General features: G+C 69.1%; 12 protein-coding genes. 4 read left to right on the top strand and 8 right to left on the bottom strand.

The window, feature by feature from the left end; all coding sequences use genetic code 11:
* Window positions 1–45: 45 nt before the first annotated feature.
* On the bottom strand, window positions 46–1,671 hold the full coding sequence (locus AB0B68_RS21240) for an ABC transporter substrate-binding protein (RefSeq protein WP_357200314.1): 1,626 nt from the start codon (window positions 1,669–1,671) through the stop codon (window positions 46–48).
* A 137-nt stretch (window positions 1,672–1,808) separates the two neighbouring features.
* Here AB0B68_RS21240 and AB0B68_RS21235 point away from each other — a divergent pair, with 137 nt between their 5' ends.
* Entirely contained in the window at window positions 1,809–2,540 is a 732-nt protein-coding gene (locus AB0B68_RS21235; RefSeq protein WP_357200311.1) for a FadR/GntR family transcriptional regulator, read from the top strand.
* Between the two features lie 287 nt (window positions 2,541–2,827).
* Here the strand turns inward: AB0B68_RS21235 and AB0B68_RS21230 are convergent, their stop codons facing one another.
* Complete coding sequence (locus AB0B68_RS21230) at window positions 2,828–3,076, bottom strand: amidohydrolase family protein (protein WP_357200308.1); 249 nt, start codon at window positions 3,074–3,076, stop codon at window positions 2,828–2,830.
* Between the two features lie 423 nt (window positions 3,077–3,499).
* Here AB0B68_RS21230 and AB0B68_RS21225 point away from each other — a divergent pair, with 423 nt between their 5' ends.
* From AB0B68_RS21225 to AB0B68_RS21215, 3 genes are all read left to right on the top strand, one after another.
* The gene (locus tag AB0B68_RS21225) at window positions 3,500–8,500 is read left to right on the top strand and encodes a glycoside hydrolase N-terminal domain-containing protein (RefSeq protein WP_357261987.1); all 5,001 of its coding nucleotides are present in this window, start codon (window positions 3,500–3,502) and stop codon (window positions 8,498–8,500) included.
* Between the two features lie 31 nt (window positions 8,501–8,531).
* Window positions 8,532–10,802: a family 20 glycosylhydrolase gene (locus tag AB0B68_RS21220; protein WP_357261984.1), complete on the top strand. Its 2,271-nt coding sequence runs from the start codon at window positions 8,532–8,534 to the stop codon at window positions 10,800–10,802.
* 75 nt (window positions 10,803–10,877) lie between these two features.
* Window positions 10,878–13,511, top strand: coding sequence for a discoidin domain-containing protein (locus AB0B68_RS21215; protein WP_357261981.1), 2,634 nt, complete (start codon window positions 10,878–10,880; stop codon window positions 13,509–13,511).
* A 60-nt stretch (window positions 13,512–13,571) separates the two neighbouring features.
* Here the strand turns inward: AB0B68_RS21215 and AB0B68_RS21210 are convergent, their stop codons facing one another.
* From AB0B68_RS21210 to AB0B68_RS21185, 6 genes are read right to left on the bottom strand one after another with little or no spacing between them, the layout of a single operon-like run.
* The gene (locus AB0B68_RS21210) at window positions 13,572–13,895 is read right to left on the bottom strand and encodes a DUF202 domain-containing protein (protein ID WP_357200293.1); all 324 of its coding nucleotides are present in this window, start codon (window positions 13,893–13,895) and stop codon (window positions 13,572–13,574) included.
* A 15-nt stretch (window positions 13,896–13,910) separates the two neighbouring features.
* Complete coding sequence (locus AB0B68_RS21205) at window positions 13,911–14,297, bottom strand: DUF202 domain-containing protein (protein WP_357200290.1); 387 nt, start codon at window positions 14,295–14,297, stop codon at window positions 13,911–13,913.
* Entirely contained in the window at window positions 14,294–15,706 is a 1,413-nt protein-coding gene (locus tag AB0B68_RS21200) for a sulfatase (protein ID WP_357261978.1), read from the bottom strand. Before AB0B68_RS21200 ends, AB0B68_RS21205 begins: the two co-directional genes overlap by 4 nt.
* Window positions 15,707–15,734: 28 nt before the next feature.
* A complete protein-coding gene (locus AB0B68_RS21195) occupies window positions 15,735–16,736 on the bottom strand; it encodes an aliphatic sulfonate ABC transporter substrate-binding protein (RefSeq protein ID WP_357261975.1) in 1,002 nt (333 codons plus the stop codon).
* The gene (locus tag AB0B68_RS21190; RefSeq protein ID WP_357261972.1) at window positions 16,733–17,515 is read right to left on the bottom strand and encodes an ABC transporter ATP-binding protein; all 783 of its coding nucleotides are present in this window, start codon (window positions 17,513–17,515) and stop codon (window positions 16,733–16,735) included. The genes AB0B68_RS21195 and AB0B68_RS21190 overlap by 4 nt, the downstream gene beginning before the upstream one ends.
* On the bottom strand, window positions 17,512–18,327 hold the full coding sequence (locus AB0B68_RS21185; RefSeq protein ID WP_357200278.1) for an ABC transporter permease: 816 nt from the start codon (window positions 18,325–18,327) through the stop codon (window positions 17,512–17,514). Before AB0B68_RS21185 ends, AB0B68_RS21190 begins: the two co-directional genes overlap by 4 nt.
* Window positions 18,328–18,560 lie beyond the last annotated feature (233 nt).

The following is an 18,560-nucleotide window of genomic DNA, read 5'->3' as shown; positions in this document are numbered from 1 at the left end:
CGGGCGGGACGCGGAGGGGCCAGGGTGGGGCCCCCGAGGTGGAGCTCAGCCCTTTCGGCTGGAGCCCAGGAAGTACAGGCCGGTGGTCGACGCACCCGAGAAGTCGGAGAGCTTCGCGGGGTCGTACGCGGTGACGACCTTGGTGTGCAGGATCGGGTACAGGGGGGCCTCGTCGGCCACCTTGTCCAGGGCCTGCTTCCACAGAGCCTTGCGGGCCGCCTCGTCGGAGGTCTGCGCCGCCTTGTCGAGCAGGTCGGCCATGGCCTTGCGGTCCGCGGCGCTCCACCGGTAACGCTGCCCCGGCCAGGTCTCGCCGTAGTAGAACCAGCGCATCAGCAGGTCGGTGTCGACGCCGAAGACGCTGGGGTCACCGGTGGCCATCAGCACCCGGAAGGTGTCCTTCGGAACGATGTCGCCGTAGATGGCCGAGGACGGCACCGTGTTGAGGCTGGCGGTGACGCCGATCTTCTTCCACTGCTCGATGACCAGCGGCGCGACATCCTTCACGACCGAGTTGTCAGTGGTGTCGAGCTGGAACGACAGGTTCGTGACACCGGCCTCCTGGAGCAGGCTCTTGGCCTTCTCCAGGTTGTAGTCGTAGACGGTGGCGGCCTTCTGGTAGTCCTTGTTGCCCTCGTCCAGGTAGCTCGTCGCCGGGCTGCCATAGCCGTTGAGGGCGGTCTTGATGACCTCGTCCTTGTTGATCGCGTAGTGCAGCGCCTGTCGCACCCGCTTGTCGTTGAACGGCGCCGCCGACGAGTTGAACATGAGGAAGACCTGGTTGAAGGCCTGCTTCACATCGACCGTGTACTTGTCCTTGAGCGAGTCGACGTTCAGGTACGGCACCGACTCGATGGCCTGGACCCGGCCGCCCTGCAGGTCAGACACCCGGGCGGAAGCCTCCGAGGTGGTGTTCCAGGTCATCGTCTCGACCTTGGCCGGACGCGGGCCGTTGTAGTTCGGATTCTTGCTGAGCTTGACACCCGACTCCTTGGACGCGCTGTCCAACTTGAACGGGCCGGAGCCGATCGGCGCCGTGTCGAAAGCCTTCGACGCGGCCGCGTCCGCGGTCTTCGCCTTCGGCAGGATCTTGACGACGGCGATCCGCTCCGCGAACAGGGCGAACGGGTACTTGAGCTTGAACTCGGCCGTCGTCGCGTCCTTTGCCGTCACCGAGTCGATGAACGACACGAACCCCTGCATCAGCGGCGGGGCCTTGGGGTCGGCCGGCTTCAGCACGCGGGTGAAGGACCAGGCGACGTCCTCGGCGGTGACGGGGGTGCCGTCGGAGAACTTGGCACCGTCACGCACCGCCACGGTGTAGGTGAGCCCGTCCGCGCTGGCCACCGGGTCTTCCTTGGCGAGTGCGCGGTATGGTTCCCGGGTAACCGGGTCAAGATCGATCAGACCCTCGAAGGTGTGCTGGTTGACCGCCGTCGCCACCGCCGACGAGGCGTTCGCCGGGTCGAACCCGCTAGAGAGGGTGAACGCGAGGGTGGTCTCGATCGACGTCTTCCCCCCGCTTCCCTCGACGGCGTTGGTCGAGGCCGGGCCGCCGCTGCAGGCGACCAGTCCGAGAGCGAGGGTTGCCGCGGTGGACGCGACGGCCAACGAACGGAACCGGCGCGGGGGGCGACGCCGACTCTCCCTTGGCTCAACGGTGGTGCTCACGTAGCTGCCTCCATAGGCTCTTCATGCGCTCGCTTACCGCTCGCGCTGAGGGATTCGAAGATAATGGGGTCTGACGTCAGACATCTGATGCCGATATGGTGAGAGTGTCAGATCCGTGAACGAAGGGCAAGTGGCAGATGACGACCATTGACGCGTCCCCGCTACGCGGTGCGGAGCGCCCAGGTCCCCGCCGGCAGGAGGTGGGGGCCAAGATCAAGGAGTACATCCTGCGCAACCGTCTCAAGCCGGGAGACATTCTGCCCACCGAGGCGGAGCTGTGTGAGGCGGTGGGCGCGAGCCGCTCAAGCGTCCGCGAGGCCGTCAAGATCCTCTCTGCCCTCGACATCGTCGAGGTGCGGCACGGCCACGGCACCTTCGTCGGCCGCATGTCCCTCGCCGCCCTCGTGGAGGGCCTGACCTTCCGCGGGCTGCTCAGCGGCGAGGAGGACCATCACGTGCTGGGGCAGGTCGTCGACGTCCGGCAGACCCTCGAACAAGGGCTCGCAGCCCAGGTCATCGCCGTTCTCGACAGCGAGCACCAGGCCGCTCTCTCCACCCTCGCCGACGAGATGGAGAGCCTGGCCGCCCAGGGCAAGGACTTCCTCGACGTCGACCGGGCCTTCCACGTGAAGCTGCTGGAACCCCTCGGCAACGACCTGATCCTCCAGCTGACCGAGGCGTTCTGGCAGGTACAGGCCATCGTCGCCCCCACACTGCGGACCGAGCCGGAGGACCGGGTGATCACCGCCCATCGTCATCGGGCGATCGTGAACGCGATCGCCGCCGGCGACGTGGCGGACCTGCAGGCCGCCATCGCCGAGCACTACGCGCCCATACGGGCGAGCATCGCCCGCGTCGTGCGGGCCTGAATCGACACGATCACCACCTACGGACTCCGGCAGAGGATCCGCGACCCACGCCATGTCGTCACGTGCCTGGGTCGTCATGACGGCCAGGGGTGACCGCACTGGTCGTGCCGCTGAGGGTTGAGCTGTTCGGAGAGTCGGACGGCAATGCCGGTCAGCGGCCACGGCCGGTCACCACGCCCGGCACCCCTCCGCTCGACGGCCATCGCCGTGGCGGCCGGCGCAAGGATCCGCGGATCTCCGGGAAGTCCAGCACGCTGTTGTCGCGGTGCGTGCCGTGACCGCGGCTCTCACACCGCCAACTGATAGACGCGCGCGGCGGCGCCTCCGAAGATCGCCTGGGAGGCTGCCTCGGTCAGCGGCGGCAACACCTGGTGCGGCGCAGCCCGGATCCGGCCGTAGCTACCCGCGAGCAGGCACACCGGCCAGTCCGCACCGAACATCAGGCGCTCCGGTCCGAATCGGACGATCGCTTCGCGGACGAACGGTCGCAGGTCGGGGAGTAGTCGACCTGGGCCGATCGTGGTTGCGCCTGCCACTGGGCCACGGTGAACGGGCGGCGGACCGACCGCATCCGGTCGTCGTCGAGCCAGGCGCAGGCGGGCGGATTTTCCCAGAGGTGATGGTGCGCATCGACGGTCAGCACGCGGGCGCCCGGTAGAGGCTGCACCCCTCTCACATACATCATATGTTTGTGGAGACCATAGCTCTGACATCAGATGTCTAACATGAGTCGATGCCTAAATCAATAGCCCGAATGAACTGTTATTTCACGGCCACACCGGACGGCTCTCCGCGCGGACGGCACCCACCGAACTCTTAGGTCCGCGCCATTGACAAAAATAAACATCCCACGTTAACTCCCGTGGCATAGAGGAGGCCCTATGCCTGTCACCGGCGGTATCCGGACGATCCTGCGCGCCGCAAGCGCGGCCCTTCTTGTGGCCGCGTCCCTGACATGCGTGTCTACCAGCTTCGCCGCAGCCGAAGCCGCGGCCGATCCCGAACTCGCGCTCTGGTACGACGAACCGGCTGCCAACTGGGAGAGCAACGCGCTGCCGCTGGGCAATGGCGCGCTCGGCGCCATGGTCTTCGGCGGCATCCAGACCGAACGCCTCCAGCTCAACGAGAAGACCCTGTGGACGGGCGGGCCTGGCACGACCGGATACAACCACGGCAACTGGACGTCACCACGGCCCGGCGCCCTGGCCGGGGTGCAAGCGCAGATCGACCGGGACACCCGGATGGCACCCGGCGCGGTCGCCACCGCGCTCGGCCAGCCGGCGACCGGATTCGGCTCGTACCAGAACCTGGCCGACATGTACCTCGACATGTCCGGCACACCCACCACTGTGAGCGGCTACCGGCGCGAACTGGACCTCGCTGAGGCCACCGCCCGCGTTGCGTACGCCCACGACGGGGTGACCTACCAGCGTGAGTACGTCGCCAGCTACCCCCGCAACGTGATCGTCGCCCGGCTGTCGGCCAGCCAGGCCGGGAAGATCTCCTTCGTCCTTCGCACCGTCTCGGCCCAGCCCGGCAGCACCATCACGGTGGCGAACGGCCGGATCACGGTCCGGGGCACGCTGCCCGGCAACGGGCTGATCCACGAGACCCAGTACCGGGTGGTGACCACCGGCGGCAGCCGGACCGACGGCACCGACCGGATCACGGTCGCCGGCGCCGACTCGGCTCTCGTCGTGCTGTCCGCCGCGACGTCGTACGCCGACGCCTACCCCACCTATCGCGGCGTCGACCCCCACACCAGGGTGACCCAGGCGGTCGACGGCGCGGCGAGCTCGACGTGGGCGGCGCTACGGGCGGCCCACCTGGTCGACTACCAGAGGCTCTTCGACCGCGTCCGGCTCGACGTGGGCGGGCAGATGCCGAACATCCCCACCGACGACCTGCGGTCGGCGTACACGGGTGCCGCCGGACGGGCCCAGGACCGCGCGTTGGAGTCGCTGTACTTCTCCTTCGGCCGGTATCTGCTCATCGCGTCGTCGCGCGGTGGCTCCCTGCCGGCCAACCTCCAGGGCGTCTGGAACAACTCCAACAGCCCGCCCTGGCAGGCCGACTACCACACCAACATCAACGTCCAGATGAACTACTGGCCGGCGGAGACCACCAATCTGGCCGAGACGGCCACGCCGCTGTTCGACTTCATCGACGCGCTGCGGGCGCCCGGCCGGGTGACCGCGCAGAACATCTACGGTACGACCGGCTGGGTCACCCACCTCAGCACCAACCCGTACGGCTTCACCGGCGTGCAGGACTGGGCCACCGCCTTCTGGTTCCCGGAGGCAGCGGCCTGGCTGTGCCAGCACCTCTACGAGCACTACCGCTTCACCCGTGACACCGCGTTCCTGCGGGATCAGGCGTACCCGGCGATGAAGGAGGCCGCCGAGTTCTGGAGGGCCAACCTGCGCGTCGATCCGCGCGACGGCAAGCTGGTCGTGACGCCCAGCTACTCGCCGGAGCAGGGCGACTTCTCGGCCGGCGCGGCGATGAGCGAGCAAATCGTGTGGGACCTGCTCACCAACACCATCGAGGCGAGCACCACGCTCGGCGTCGACGCCACCCTGCGCGCCCAGTGGCGGACCACGCTGAGCAAGCTCGACCCCGGCCTGCGGGTCGGGTCCTGGGGCCAGTTGCAGGAGTGGAAGGCGGACTGGGACAGCCCCACGAACGACCACCGGCACGTCTCGCACCTGTATGCCCTGCACCCGGGTCGGCAGATCTCGCCGCTGACCACCCCGGCCCTGGCCAACGCCGCCAAGGTATCCCTCACGGCGCGCGGCGACGGCGGCACCGGTTGGAGCAAGGCCTGGAAGATCAACTTCTGGGCTCGGCTGCTCGACGGCGACCACGCACACAAGATGCTCAGCGAACAACTCAAGAGCAGTACGCTCGCCAACCTGTTCGACACCCACCCGCCGTTCCAGATCGACGGCAACTTCGGTGCCACCGCCGGAGTCGCCGAGATGCTGTTGCAGAGCCAGAACGGTGTCGTCGACGTCCTTCCGGCGGTGCCGACGGCCTGGCCCACCGGCTCGGTCAGCGGCCTGAAGGCACGCGGCAACGTGACTGTGGACGCCGAGTGGCGCAACCGCCTGGCCAGCCGGATCACGCTCACCGCCGGCAGCAGCGGCACCCTCACCGTCCGGAACCCGATGCTGGCCACCACGTCGCTGGTGGACCTCACCACCAACCAGACCCTGCCGGTGACCCGCACGGGTGACCAGGTGACGTTCACGGCCGAGGCCGGGCACCGCTACCAGGCCGTCTCCACTGCCGCGACCGGCACGATCGCCGGTGTGGCGAGTGGCCGTTGCGTCGACGTACCGGGTGCGGCCACCGCCGACGGCACCGCCCTGATCCTCTGGGACTGCACCGGCGCGGCCAACCAGATCTGGACCCGCCAGGCCGACACCACCATCCGCAACCGCGGCAAGTGCCTCACCGCCGCCAGCACCACCAACGGCGCCGCCGCCGCCACCATCACCACCTGCGGCACCGCCACCAACCAACGCTGGACCTACGACACCACCGCCAAGACACTGCGCAACCAGGCCACCGGCACCTGCCTCGACGCCAACGGCGGTGGCACCACCAACAACACCGCCGTCATCCTCTGGCCCTGCACAACCGCCACCAACCAACAGTGGCGCATCGCCGCCGCCGACTACCAACCGCTGCTCGACGTCGGCTTCAGCGGCACCTTCACCTCCACCACCGGCTACACGCCGTCGACCGGTGAACTGGTCGACGGGCAGCTCACCCGGCTGGCCGGCAGCGAGACGATCAGCGGTCCGGCCGTCACGCTCACCGGAGGGGTCACCGGCATCGGGTTCACCCCACGAATCCCGGTGACCAGTACGAAGTACGTCAACAAGAGCCTGCTGGCCGAGGCTGTGGTACGCCGTCAGAGCGGCGCCACGATCACCTTCGACACGGTGCTCAGCCTCGCCGGTGGGGGCTACTACCGCTATGCCAGCGGCTCGCAGACCACCACGGAGTTCGGCATGTACGGGCCGGACGCCCCGTACTACGACACCCGGCAGAGCGGGCCGAACCTGTCCGACACGCAGGACATCCACGTGGCGTTGGCCTACGAGTACGTGAACGACTCGGCGGCCCGGCTGGTCGCGTACGTCAACGGCTGCCAGGTGGGCACCACCGTCACCGCTCCGGTCGCCGCGGCCAACGCGTCGCAGGGCCTGCTGACCTTCGGCAACGACGCCGGAACCCGCAACCGTGGCTGGCACGGCACCGTCGACGCCATCGCCCTCGCGACGATGACCGGCGCCGCCGGTCCGGTCGACTTCCAGCTCGACGCGCCGGTCTGCGGGGGCACGCCACCGCCGCCCGGCTGCGCCGGCAACCCCGGCAGCAGCGGCCCGGTCAGCCCGGCCACCGTCATCACCGTCGACCGGTGCGACACCCTCGACCGGATCCGGCAGAAGGCAGCCCACGTCACCCCGTCGGCCGCCCAGCTGGCGTGGCAGCAGCGGGAGCTGACGGCTTTCCTGCACTACGGCATGAACACCTTCACCGACGTCGAGTGGGGCAGCGGGAACGAGGACCCGGCCCAGTTCAACCCGACGACGGTCAACCCCGCTCAGTGGATCGACGTGCTCAAGCGCAACGGGTTCAAGCAGGTCATCCTCACCGTCAAGCACCACGACGGGTTCCTGCTCTACCCGTCGCGCTACAGCACCCACTCGGTGCGCAGCAGCCCCTGGTGGGGTCGGACCAACCAGAGCGACATCCTGCGCTCCACAGTCGACGCCGTCCGCGCGGCCGGTCTCGCCGTCGGTTTCTACCTCTCCCCCGCCGACGGCGCGGAGATCCCTGGCCGACGCGGCGGTGACCGGTTCGGCAACGGCAGCGCCAAGCGGGCGGTGACCATCCCGACGCTCGTCGCCGGCGACACCCGCACCCCGACCCAGACGTACGCGTACCAGGCCGACGACTACAACGCCTACTTCCTCAACCAGCTCTACGAGCTGCTCACGGAGTACGGGCCGATGGCCGAGGTGTGGTTCGACGGTGCCAACCCGTACACCGCTTACCCGCAGCCGTACCAGGTCGCCGACTGGTACCGGCTGATCCGGACCCTGCAACCGACCGCCACGATCGCGATCAACGGCCCGGACGTGCGCTGGGTCGGCTCCGAGTCCGGGGCGTTCCGCGCGGACGAGTGGAGCGCACTGCCGTTCCGGGGCACCGATCCCGGTGCGCTGAACCGCGACGACGACATGCTCGCCGTTGCCTCGTCGGGCGACCTGGGTTCCAGTGCGCTGATCGGCCGCAACCTGGGCACGATCACCTACCTGTCGTGGTACCCGGCCGAGGCGGACGTGTCCATCCGACCCGGCTGGTTCTGGCACTCCGGCCAGAACGGCTCGGTCAAGCAGCCGGCCGCGCTGATGCAGCTCTACGAGAACGCGGTGGGCCGCAACGCCAACCTGCTGCTCAACGTCCCACCAAACCGGGCCGGCGTGATCGACACGCCGGACGTCACAGCCCTCGACGGGTTCGGCACCGCGCAACGCTCACGGTACGGCCGGGAGCTGTTCGCCCGGGCGGGTGCGACCGGCACGCACGCCTCCCTCACCGACGCGGCACTGGGCACGTACTGGTCGCCCTCGGGTGGTGCCGTCACCGGCGCGGTCGAGCTGACCGCCTGCCGGGCCCGCACGTTCGACCGGATCCTGCTGCAGGAGTCGGTCGGCAACGGCCAGCGCATCGAGGCGTTCGCCGTGGACGCCTGGATCAACGGCGGCTGGCAGCAGGTCGCCGCCGCCGGAACTGTCGGCTACAAGCGGATCGTTCCGCTGTCCACCGCCGTGACGAGTGACCGGCTGCGGCTGCGGGTCACCGCCGCACGCGGCGTACCGCAGGTCGCGACGCTCACCGCGTACGCGACCGACAGCACCGCCAACCCGGCGTCCTACTGATTTCCCAACCCCTTCCCGAGAGGAACGGTTCATGCGTCTTCGGCGTATCAGCGTCACCGGAGCGGTGGGAGCACTTGCCGCAGCACTGTTGACCGTGCCCGCCACGCCGGCCTCGGCCGTACCGGGTGACCTACAGGTGATCCCGGCGCTGCGGCAGTGGACGGCGGGCACCGGCAGTTACACCTTCGGTGCCGCGACCCGCATCGTTGTCGACCCCGCGTACACCACCCAGCTCAACGACGACGCGGCCACCTTCGCGGCCGACCTGCGGGACCTGACCGGACGCACAGTGCCGGTCGCCACCGGGAGCGCCGCCGCCGGCGACATCCGGCTGACACTGGGCGGCAGCCAGCCCGCCGAGGGCTACACGATGACCGTCGGATCGAGCATCTCCATCCAGGGCTCGACCGACGCCGGCGCCTTCTACGGCACCCGGACGGTGCTGCAACTGCTCAAGCAGTCCACGAGCGTGCCCGCCGGCACCACCGCCGACGCTCCCACCAAGTCCGAACGCGGCCTGATGGTGGACGTGGGCCGCAAGTACTTCACAGTCGACTGGCTCCGCAGGCACGTCAAGGAACTCGCCTACCTGAAGATGAACCGGTTGCACCTGCACCTGTCCGACACGTTCGGCTTCCGGCTGGAGAGCACCACCCACCCGGAGGTGATGTCGCAGCAGTACTACACCAAGCAGGAGATCCGCGACCTGATCGCCCTCGCCGCCAGGTACCACATCGAGGTCATCCCCGAGATCGACATGCCGGGCCACATGAACGTCATCCTGGCCAACCATCCGGACCTTCAACTCACCGACACCAGCGGCAACCGCAACCCCTACTACCTCGACCTGTCCAAGCCGGGCGCGTACACCCTCACCCGGGACCTCATCACCGAGTTCCTGCCGCTTTTCCCCGGCCGGTACTGGCACATCGGCGCGGACGAGTACGTCGGCAACTACGCCGCCTACCCGCAACTGCTGACGTACGCCCGCGCCACGTACGGGCCGAACGCCATCGCGAAGGACGCCTACTACGGCTTCATCAACTGGGCCAACGACATCGTGCGCGCCGGTGGCAAGACGACGCGCATGTGGAACGACGGGATCGGCACCGACGGCACCATCCGGCCGGCATCGAACATCCACGTCGAGGTCTGGTACAACTACGGCATCACCCCGCAGGCCCTGGTGGACCGGGGGCACACCATCTCCAACCAGGCGTGGGATCCCACCTACTACGTCCCCGCCATCAGCAAGCCGAGCGTGACGTGGGCCTACGAGACCTGGACGCCGGAGCGGTTCCAAGGCAACAACACGGTGAACGATCCGTCGCGCAACCTGGGCACCGTGGTGCACGTCTGGTGCGACTACCCGGACGCGGAGACCGAGGACCAGATCGCCGCCGGGATCCGGACGATCCTGCGCGTCGTCGCCCAACAGACCTGGGGATCGCCAAAACCGGCGGCCACGTACACCGCCTTCAGCACCATCATCGACCGCATCGGACGGGCTCCCGGCGGCCCGGCCGTGGCGACAGGCAACCTGGCGCTCAACCGTCCGGCGACCGCGTCGTCCACCGAGACGGCGGCCTTCCCGGCGTCGGCGGCCGTGGACGGTGACCTGAGCACCCGCTGGTCGTCGGCCTACACCGACCCGAGCTGGATCCAGGTCGACCTCGGCAGCAGCCAGGAGTTGTCCCGGGTGGCACTGCGCTGGGAGGCCGCCTACGCGCGGGCGTACCAGATCCAGACCTCCACCAACGGCACCACCTGGACCACGGCGGTGACCGTCACCGCCGGTGACGGGGGCACGGACGAGCACATCCTCAACACCACCGCCAGGTACGTGCGCGTGCAGGGCACCCAGCGGGCCACCACCTACGGCTACTCGCTGCAGGAGTTCGAGGTGTACGGGCCGAAGCGGGGTGCCATCACCGGTATTTCCAGCGGGCGTTGCATCGACATTCCCGGCAGCAACACCACCGACGGCACGGCAGTGAACCTCTGGGACTGCAACAGCGGCGGCAACCAGACGTGGACCCACCGCAACGACGGCACCCTCACCGCCCTGGGTAAGTGCCTGGAGCCGGCGAACGGAAGCCTCACCGACGGCACCGCGATCGTGATCCGCACCTGTTCCACAGCCGCGTACCAGCGCTGGACCTACGACGCCGCTACCAGCAGCTACCGCACCGGTGGCAAGTGCCTCGACGCCAACGGCGGCGGGACCGCCAACGGCACCCGCGTCATCCTCTGGCCCTGCACCAACGGCGCCAACCAACGCTGGAGCACCCCCACCGCCTGAACCACCGATGGAGGCACGATGCAGCACGCCATGCCCCTGCCATCTTCGTCGACAGCACGGCCACGGCGGCTCGTCGTGCCCACCATCGTTCTGGGTCTGATCGCCGGTGCCGTCGCGACGGTCGGGGGCCATCCGGCCCCGGCCGGCGCGGCGGTCCCGGCGGACCCGACCTACACCGACGCCGCCGGACTGGTCTTCCCCGGTGTCCAGCCGGGCGCGGCGACGGCGTCGCTCTCCGGCGGCAGCTTCACCCTGGCCAACGCGGCGCTGTCGACCGCGTGGAGCGTGCAGGGCAGCACGGTGTCGCTGACCCGGTTCGACAACCGGGCGGCGAACGCCACAGTGCCGATGAGCCTGCGTGGGCTCTTCACCCTCACCCTGGCCGACGGCAGCACCATCACGACGGCGAACACGAGCGTCTCCGCCGGTCCGGTGGTCAGCGACCTGGCGGCGAACGCCGGGTCGGCACGGCTCGCGGAACGCTTCGCCGGCAAGGCGGTGACCACCACCTTCCGGTACGGCGGTGGCGCGCGGACCCTCGACGTGCAGTGGCAGGTGCGGCTGCGCGGCGGCGCCAACTCCGTGCAGCACAGCTTCACGGTGCGCTCGGTGGCCGGAACGTTCGACGTGACCTCGCTGCGCCTGGTGGAACTCAACCTGGCAAACGCACGGGTGCTCGGCAACGACGACGGCAGCCCGGTGGCGCACGGCACGACCGGCAGCGAGACGGTGTTCGTCGGCATCGAGAACCCGATGGCGAAGGCCACCGTGACCGGGTCGGCGGTCGACATTGCGGTGCCGCGCGCCGGGGACCTCACCGCCGGCTCGTCGTGGGTGTACACGGCATCCACCGGTGTCGCCCCGGTCGGGCAGCTACGCCGCTCGTTCCAGTACTACCTGCAACGCGAGCGGGCCCACGACCGCCGGACGTTCCTGCACTACCAGAGCTGGCTGGACCTCAAGCCACCGGGCGAGGTCATCAACAGCGCCGAGCTGACCCGGGCCATCAACCTGTTCGGCACCCAGCTGCGCAACCGCGGCGCCACCATCGACAGCTTCTGGGTCGACGACGGCTGGGACTATCTGCGTTCACCACGGGTCGACGAGGCGAACCTGAACGTGTGGTCGTTCGACCCGACACAGTTCCCCACCGGTTTCGCACCACAGAAGGCCGCAGCCGCGCAGTACGGCGCCTCGATGTCGGTGTGGATGTCGCCGTTCGGCGGTTACGGCACCAGCGCTGCCACCCGCCAGGCGATCAACGCGAGCAAACCGGCCGACCAACGGCTGGAGACCCACAGTGGCGGCCAGTTCAAGCTCGGCGGCGCCCGCTACTACGACCGGTTCCGGTCGGTCGCCTTCGACATGATGGACAACCAGGGGGTACGCGGCTTCAAGCTCGACGGCATCGGCGGTGGGCTCTACCAGTCCGGCCCGAACGCGAGTTACATCGCCGACTACGAGGCCCTGCTCGGGCTGACGGGGGATCTGCGCGCGCACCAGAAGGACGTGTTCGTCAACGCGACGGTCGGCACCTGGGGGTCACCATACTGGTTGTGGTTCACCGACTCGATCTGGCGTGACGGGCACGACGCGGGCCTGGTCGGCGCGGGCAGCGCACAGCAGCGCTACGTCAACTACCGCGACTCGGAGACGTTCCGCAACAACACCGTGCAGAACCCGCTGTTCCCGATCCCGAGCCTGATGAACCACGGGATCATCTTCTCCGACCGGACACCGCAGTTCACCGCCGACTACGACCTGACCAAGCCCAGCGTGCAGGCCGAGGTCTCGCAGGACATCCGCGCCTACTTCGCGCTCGGCCTGAGCCTTCAGGAGCTGTACGTCCGCAACACGCTCGTTGACGCGAACCGGCCGGGCGCTGCCTGGTTCTGGGACACCGTGGCGGCCAACGCCAGGTGGGCTCGCGCCAACCAAGGACTGCTCAGCGACGTGCACTGGGTCGGCGGTGACCCGGCGGCGGGCGCCGTCTACGGCACGGCCGCCTGGAACTCCTCGGCCGGGGCGTCGAAGGGGATGCTGATGCTACGCAACCCGTCGGCATCCGCGCAGAGCTTCACGGTCAACCCGCAGACGGTCTTCGAGCTGCCCGGCGGGACCCACCAGCGGTACAAGTTCACCGAGCGCGACGGGCACCGATCCGGCTTCGTGTCCGGTCCCGCAGCACCGGCGAGCATCACGCTGGCGCCGTTCGAGGTCGCCGTCTTCCAGGCCACGCCGACCGACGAGGCGATCGGCGGCGGAGACAGCCCCCAGCTGTCGCGCGCCCGCTGGACCGCGACGGCGGACAGCGTCGAGACGGTCGGCGAGAACGGCGCCGCCGCCAATGCCATCGACGGCAACCCCGCCACCATCTGGCACACCCGCTACGTCGGCGGTGTCGCCGCCATGCCGCACCAGATCACCATCGACCTCGGCGGCACCTTCCGCGTCGACAAACTCGATTACCTGCCCCGCCAGGACGGTGGCACCAACGGCACCATCGCCGACTACCAGATCCAGACCAGCACCGATGGCACAACCTGGACCCAGGTCACCGCCGGCACCTTCGGCTCCGGCAGCACCCTGAAGACAGCGGTCTTCGCGCCCACGACGGCCCGGCACGTACGCCTGCGCACCACCCGCGCCGCGAACGGGGCCGGCTACGCCTCCGCCGCCGAGATCAACCTGTACGGCTCGACGGCCTGACCGCCCTCACCGTCCCGGGGCGCCCCTATCGCCGCCCCGGGACGGCAGCACTCGTCGCCCTCAGCGGGCGAGGACGTGGGCGAGAATTGCCACACCGCCGACCGCCACCAAAGTCCCGGTAGCAGCCAGCAGTGCGGCACCGCCCGACTGACCCAGGTGGGTGGGCAGTCGGACGGTCCGGTACCGACGCCGAGCCAGGACGGCCACCGCCACGGCGAGCGGGGAGCAGGCCAGCACGAGCCCCGCCGCGAACGGATGACGCGGCACCAACTCCCGTCCGACGGCCACCAGCACGGTGGCCGTCGCCAACGCCGTACGAAGCCACGCCAGCAGGGTGCGTTCGGCCTGCGCTCCGCAGTCGGCGAGCACGGGTGGTTGCGTCACCTCAGCGCCACGACATCAGATCAGCACCACGACGACGATGGTCATGCAGGCCACGACCACCCCCACCGCCGACACGACCGCGACGGGGGTGGACGGCAACGGCAGCTGGAGCCGCAGCGCCCGTTCGTTGCGGCTCCAGCGGGGGAACGCCTCGACGGCCACCCCGACGGCGAGTACCGCCAGCACGGCTGCCGCCCACTGCGAGCCTTCCGTGCCGAATGCCTTGACCGCCGCGGCGGCCACCATGAGACCCAGCGCGGTCCGCAGCCACGCGAGGAACGTTCGCTCGTTGGCGAGGGTGAACCGCGGGTCCGGCTCCGTGCCCACCCCGTAGACCCGGCGTGGCCAGCGGCGGTCGGCTGGTCCGGTCGGCTCACTCGAGGTGACTGACTCGTCCGTCACCCGGTGACCGGCGTCGGGGGCTGCCACGGGGCGTCACCACACTCCTGCTGGACCCGGGCGAGCTCGTCGGTGAGCGTCGTCCGGATCCGCGCGTACGCCGGGTCGTCGTAGACGCTGCGCATCTCCCACGGGTCGGCGCGTAGGTCGAACAGCTCCCACTCCGGCTCCTGCGCCGTGGCGGAGGTGCCGGGCAGACCCAGCCCGTCGGCGTAGTAGTAGACCAGTTTGTGGTCGTGGGTGCGTACGCCGTAGTGCGCCCACACGTGGTGCTCGTCGTCGTCGTGCTCCCAGTAGCGGTAGTACACCGACTGCCGCCAGTCGTCGATGTCCTCGCCGCGCAGGAGTGGTCGCAGTGAGCGTCCCTGCATGCGAGGGTCGGCCGGCACGTCGGCGTAGTCGAGGAACGTCTGGGCGAAGTCGACGTTCATGGCGAGCTCGTTGGTGGTGGAGCCGGCCGGAATCTCCGCCGGGTAGCGGATCAGGAACGGCATCCGCAGCGACTCCTCGTACATGAACCGCTTGTCGTACCAGCCGTGGTCACCGAGGAAGAAGCCCTGGTCCGACGTGTAGACGACGATGGTGTCGTCGGTCAGCCCGTGCTCGTCGAGGTAGTCGAGCAGGCGGCCCACGTTGTCGTCGACGCTGGCGACGCAGCGCAGATAGTCCTTGATGTAGCGCTGGTAGGTCCAGAGCGCGGCCTCGTCGGGATCCAGGTGCGGTGGCAGCATCTCCTTGATGTCGTTGGCGGTGAGGTCCCGGTCCACGCGCATCCGGGCGGCCCGGGCGGCAGCGGCGTGGCCGGAGTGGTCGTCGTCGAACGAGCCCGGTACGGCCACGTCGTCGACGTACATGTCGCGATGTTTGTCGTCGGGCTCCCAGTTGCGGTGCGGCGCCTTGTGGTGCACGAGCAGGCAGAAAGGGCGCTGCTGGTCGCGCTGGTCGAGCCATTCGACGGCCAGGTCGGTGATGATGTTCGTGCAGTAGCCGGGGCGGACCTGCTCGGTGCCGTCCATGCCGATGAACACGGGATCGCGGTACCGGCCCTGGCCGGGCACGACCTCCCAGTAGTCGAACCCCCGGGGGTCGTGCTCCGGGCCGTGCCCGAGGTGCCACTTACCGACCAGGGCCGTCTGGTAACCGGCGCGGCGCAGCAGCTCCGGGAAGACGAGCTGCCGGTTGTCGAACTCGGTCGACAACGTCTGAACGCCGTTGACGTGGTTGTAGGTGCCGGTGAGGATGGTGGCCCGGCTGGGCGCGCAGAGCGAGTTGGTGCAGAAGCAGTTTTCCAGGAGTGCACCGCCGGCCGCGATACGGTCGATGTGTGGCGTCTCGTTGATCTTGCTTCCGTAGGCGCCCACCGCGTGCGCGGCGTGGTCGTCGGCCATGATGAAGACGATGTTGGGCCGCACGTGCTGATCCTTTCTCACGCGACTCGACTCAGGACGCGTACGCGGCGGCGTCGTAGTAGGTGCTCGGGTCGACCGCGTTCGGCAGCTTCCCGAGGTCCTTGAAGAGCCCGTTGAGACCGGTGAGCCAACCCGCGACGGTGCCGTCGGTGGACTTGGCGGCGAGCTCGGCGGACGGCAGGAACCGGGCGTTGGCGGCTTCGGCGCGCAACTGGTCGACCGGGGCCGACTTGAGGAACTTCGCGGTGACCTCGACCGCGCGATCCACGTTGGCCGCCCGCTCGTCGTTGGCGGCGCGCAGCACCGCGAGCACCTTCTTCACCAGGTCCGGCTTGCCGGTCACCACGTCGTTGCGGCCCACGTAGGCGGACGGGAAGCTGATGGCCGGGTAGAAGTCTTCGTTCTTGGCCAGCTCGGTCAGCTTCGGCACCCGCTTGCTGATGGTGCCGATGAGCGGGTACCAGATGCCGGCCGCGTCGATCTGACCCGACCCGAACGCGGTGACGACCGTGCTCGGGTCCATCGCGACCTTTTCGACGTCGTCGATGGAAAGGCCGGCGCGCTGCAGGGCCAGCCGCACGATCATGTCGCCGGAGGTGCCTTCCGGCACGCCGACCTTCTTACCCTTGAGCGCGGCCAGGGAGGTGATGCCCGGCTGGGCGATGACCCGGTCGGCGAAACCGAGCGAGTTGATGGCGATGACCCGGGCCTTGCCGGAGGCCGGCAACCACATCGCGCCAGGGCCCAGGTAGCCGAAGTCGAGATCGCCGGCGCCGAGTGCCTGCACCTGCAGGGGGCCGTTGGTGAAGACCTTCAGGTCCGGCTTGAGACCGTGTTCGGCCCACAGCTTCCTGTCGTCGGCGATCGCCATGAGGCTCGCGCCGGTGAAGTCGGCGATGTAGCCCAGCTTCACCGGCTCGGTGCCGGAGCCGCCGGATCCGGACTGGTCGTCGTCGCCGCAGGCGCTGAGGGCTGCGGCGGCGCCCAGGCCAGCGAGGCCGGTCAGCAGGGAGCGACGGGAGAGAGGGCTCATTGTGATGCACCTTCCTGAGGGGTCTGGTGGTAGACGGCGCGCCAGACCCGATTGCGGATCCGGGAGAACTCCGGTGACAGGCGAACCGCTTCGGTGCGGGGGTACGGCAGGTCGACGTCGATGACCTCGTGCACCCGGCCGGGCCGGGCAGCCATGACGACGACCCGGTTGGCGAGGTAGACGGCCTCGTCGACGTCGTGGGTGATGAACATGACGGTGCGTCGCTCGGAGCCCCAGGTGGCCAAAAGCTGATCCTGCATCTGCACCCGGGTGAGGGCGTCCAGGGCGCCGAAGGGTTCGTCCATGAGCAGGACACCGGGGTCGACGGCGTACGCGCGGGCGATGGCGCACCGCTGCCGCATGCCCCCGGACAGCATCCGGGGCAGCGCGTCCGCGAAGTCGGTGAGGCCCACCAGGTCGATGAAGTGCTGCGCCCGTCGCCGCCGCTCGGCCCGCCCGACCTTGGCGATCCGGAGACCGAACTCGACGTTCTCGCGCACGGTCAGCCAGGGGAACAGCGCGTACTGCTGGAAGATGACGCCCCGTTCCGGGCCGGGCCCCCGCACCGGACGCGCGTCGACGAGCACCTCACCGCCGGTGGGTTCGACCAGGCCGGCGGCGATGTTCATCAGTGTCGACTTGCCGCAGCCGGACGGCCCGACCACTGTGACGAACTCCCGGTCGGCGATGTCCAGGTCGACGTCGCGCAACGCGTGGAACGGCTTGCCCCCCACCTCGAACGTGCGGCTGGTGGAGCGGAAGGAGATTTTCTCGGTCATCGGCGTTCCTGCCATCCGGTGAGGCGCTTCTCCGCGGCGAGCAGGAGCCGATCCATGACCAGGCCGAGCACGCCGATGGTGATCAGGCCAACGAAGATGCTCGGCAGGTCGTAGTAGATCTGCGCCTGCTGCATCCGGTAGCCGAGGCCCTCCTGCGCGGCGATCAACTCGGCGGCGACCACTGTCGCCCAGGCCGCGCCGAGGCCGACGCGCATGCCGACCAGGATGAACGGGGTGGACGCGGGGACGATCACCCGGCGGAACACCACGGCGTCGTTGGCGCCGAGCACCCGGGCAGCGTTGATCATGGTTTTGTCGACGTTCACCACGCCCTGGAACGTCGACACGACGCAGGACAGGAACGCGGCGAGGAAGATGACGAAGATCTTCGGGGTCTCCCCGATGCCCATGAGCAGGATGGCCAGCGGGATGACGGCCAGGGGCGGGATCGTGCGGAAGAACTGCACGTAGGGCTCGATCAGCCCCCGCGCCGTCCCGTACCAGCCCATGAGGAAGCCGACCGGGATCGCGAGGGCACTGCCGAGCGCGAAGCCGATGAGCACCCGACGCAGGCTGGCGAGGCCGTCGTCGAGCAGGGTGCCGTCCCTGGCCAGCTCACCGGCGCGGACGGCGACCTCCTGCGGGCCGGGGAGGCCCGAGACCCCGATCTGTGCCAGCACGGTCCAGATGCCGATGCCCAGCACCACGGCGATCCCGTTCCAGACCAGCAGCGGCACGGCGCGGCGCGGCTGCGACGCCGCGGTGGGGGTTTCCGGCCCTCGGGGTGGGGACTGTCGTACGTCTATCGCCACGGTGGTGCTCCGTAGCCCAGCTCGGACATGGGGCCCCTCTCCGGTCGGCGGCACTGTAGGTAAGCGAATCTTTGGTGACCCGGCGAATCTTGTCAACCCTTCGGACTAAAAAGCCCGAGCTGGGGACGGTGCAATGTTTCATAAGATGTCAGACCTCTGACCCGCAGCCTAGGGCTGGCCGCGCCACGCGACAACGGCCGCCCGGCACGCCCGCTTATTGTCCGAGCCATTGA

Source organism: Micromonospora sp. NPDC049049 (assembly GCF_040649115.1).
In the GTDB taxonomy this organism is placed as follows: domain Bacteria; phylum Actinomycetota; class Actinomycetes; order Mycobacteriales; family Micromonosporaceae; genus Micromonospora.
This window is presented reverse-complemented; position numbering and strand designations above follow the sequence as displayed.

Excerpts from the sequence above, each read along its gene's own strand:
- AB0B68_RS21235 (WP_357200311.1), top strand. The coding sequence starts at position 1,809 with ATGACGACCATTGACGCGTCCCCGCTACGCGGTGCGGAGCGCCCAGGT.
- AB0B68_RS21220 (WP_357261984.1), top strand. The coding sequence starts at position 8,532 with ATGCGTCTTCGGCGTATCAGCGTCACCGGAGCGGTGGGAGCACTTGCC.
- AB0B68_RS21195 (WP_357261975.1), bottom strand. The coding sequence starts at position 16,736 with ATGAGCCCTCTCTCCCGTCGCTCCCTGCTGACCGGCCTCGCTGGCCTG.
- AB0B68_RS21190 (WP_357261972.1), bottom strand. The coding sequence starts at position 17,515 with ATGACCGAGAAAATCTCCTTCCGCTCCACCAGCCGCACGTTCGAGGTG.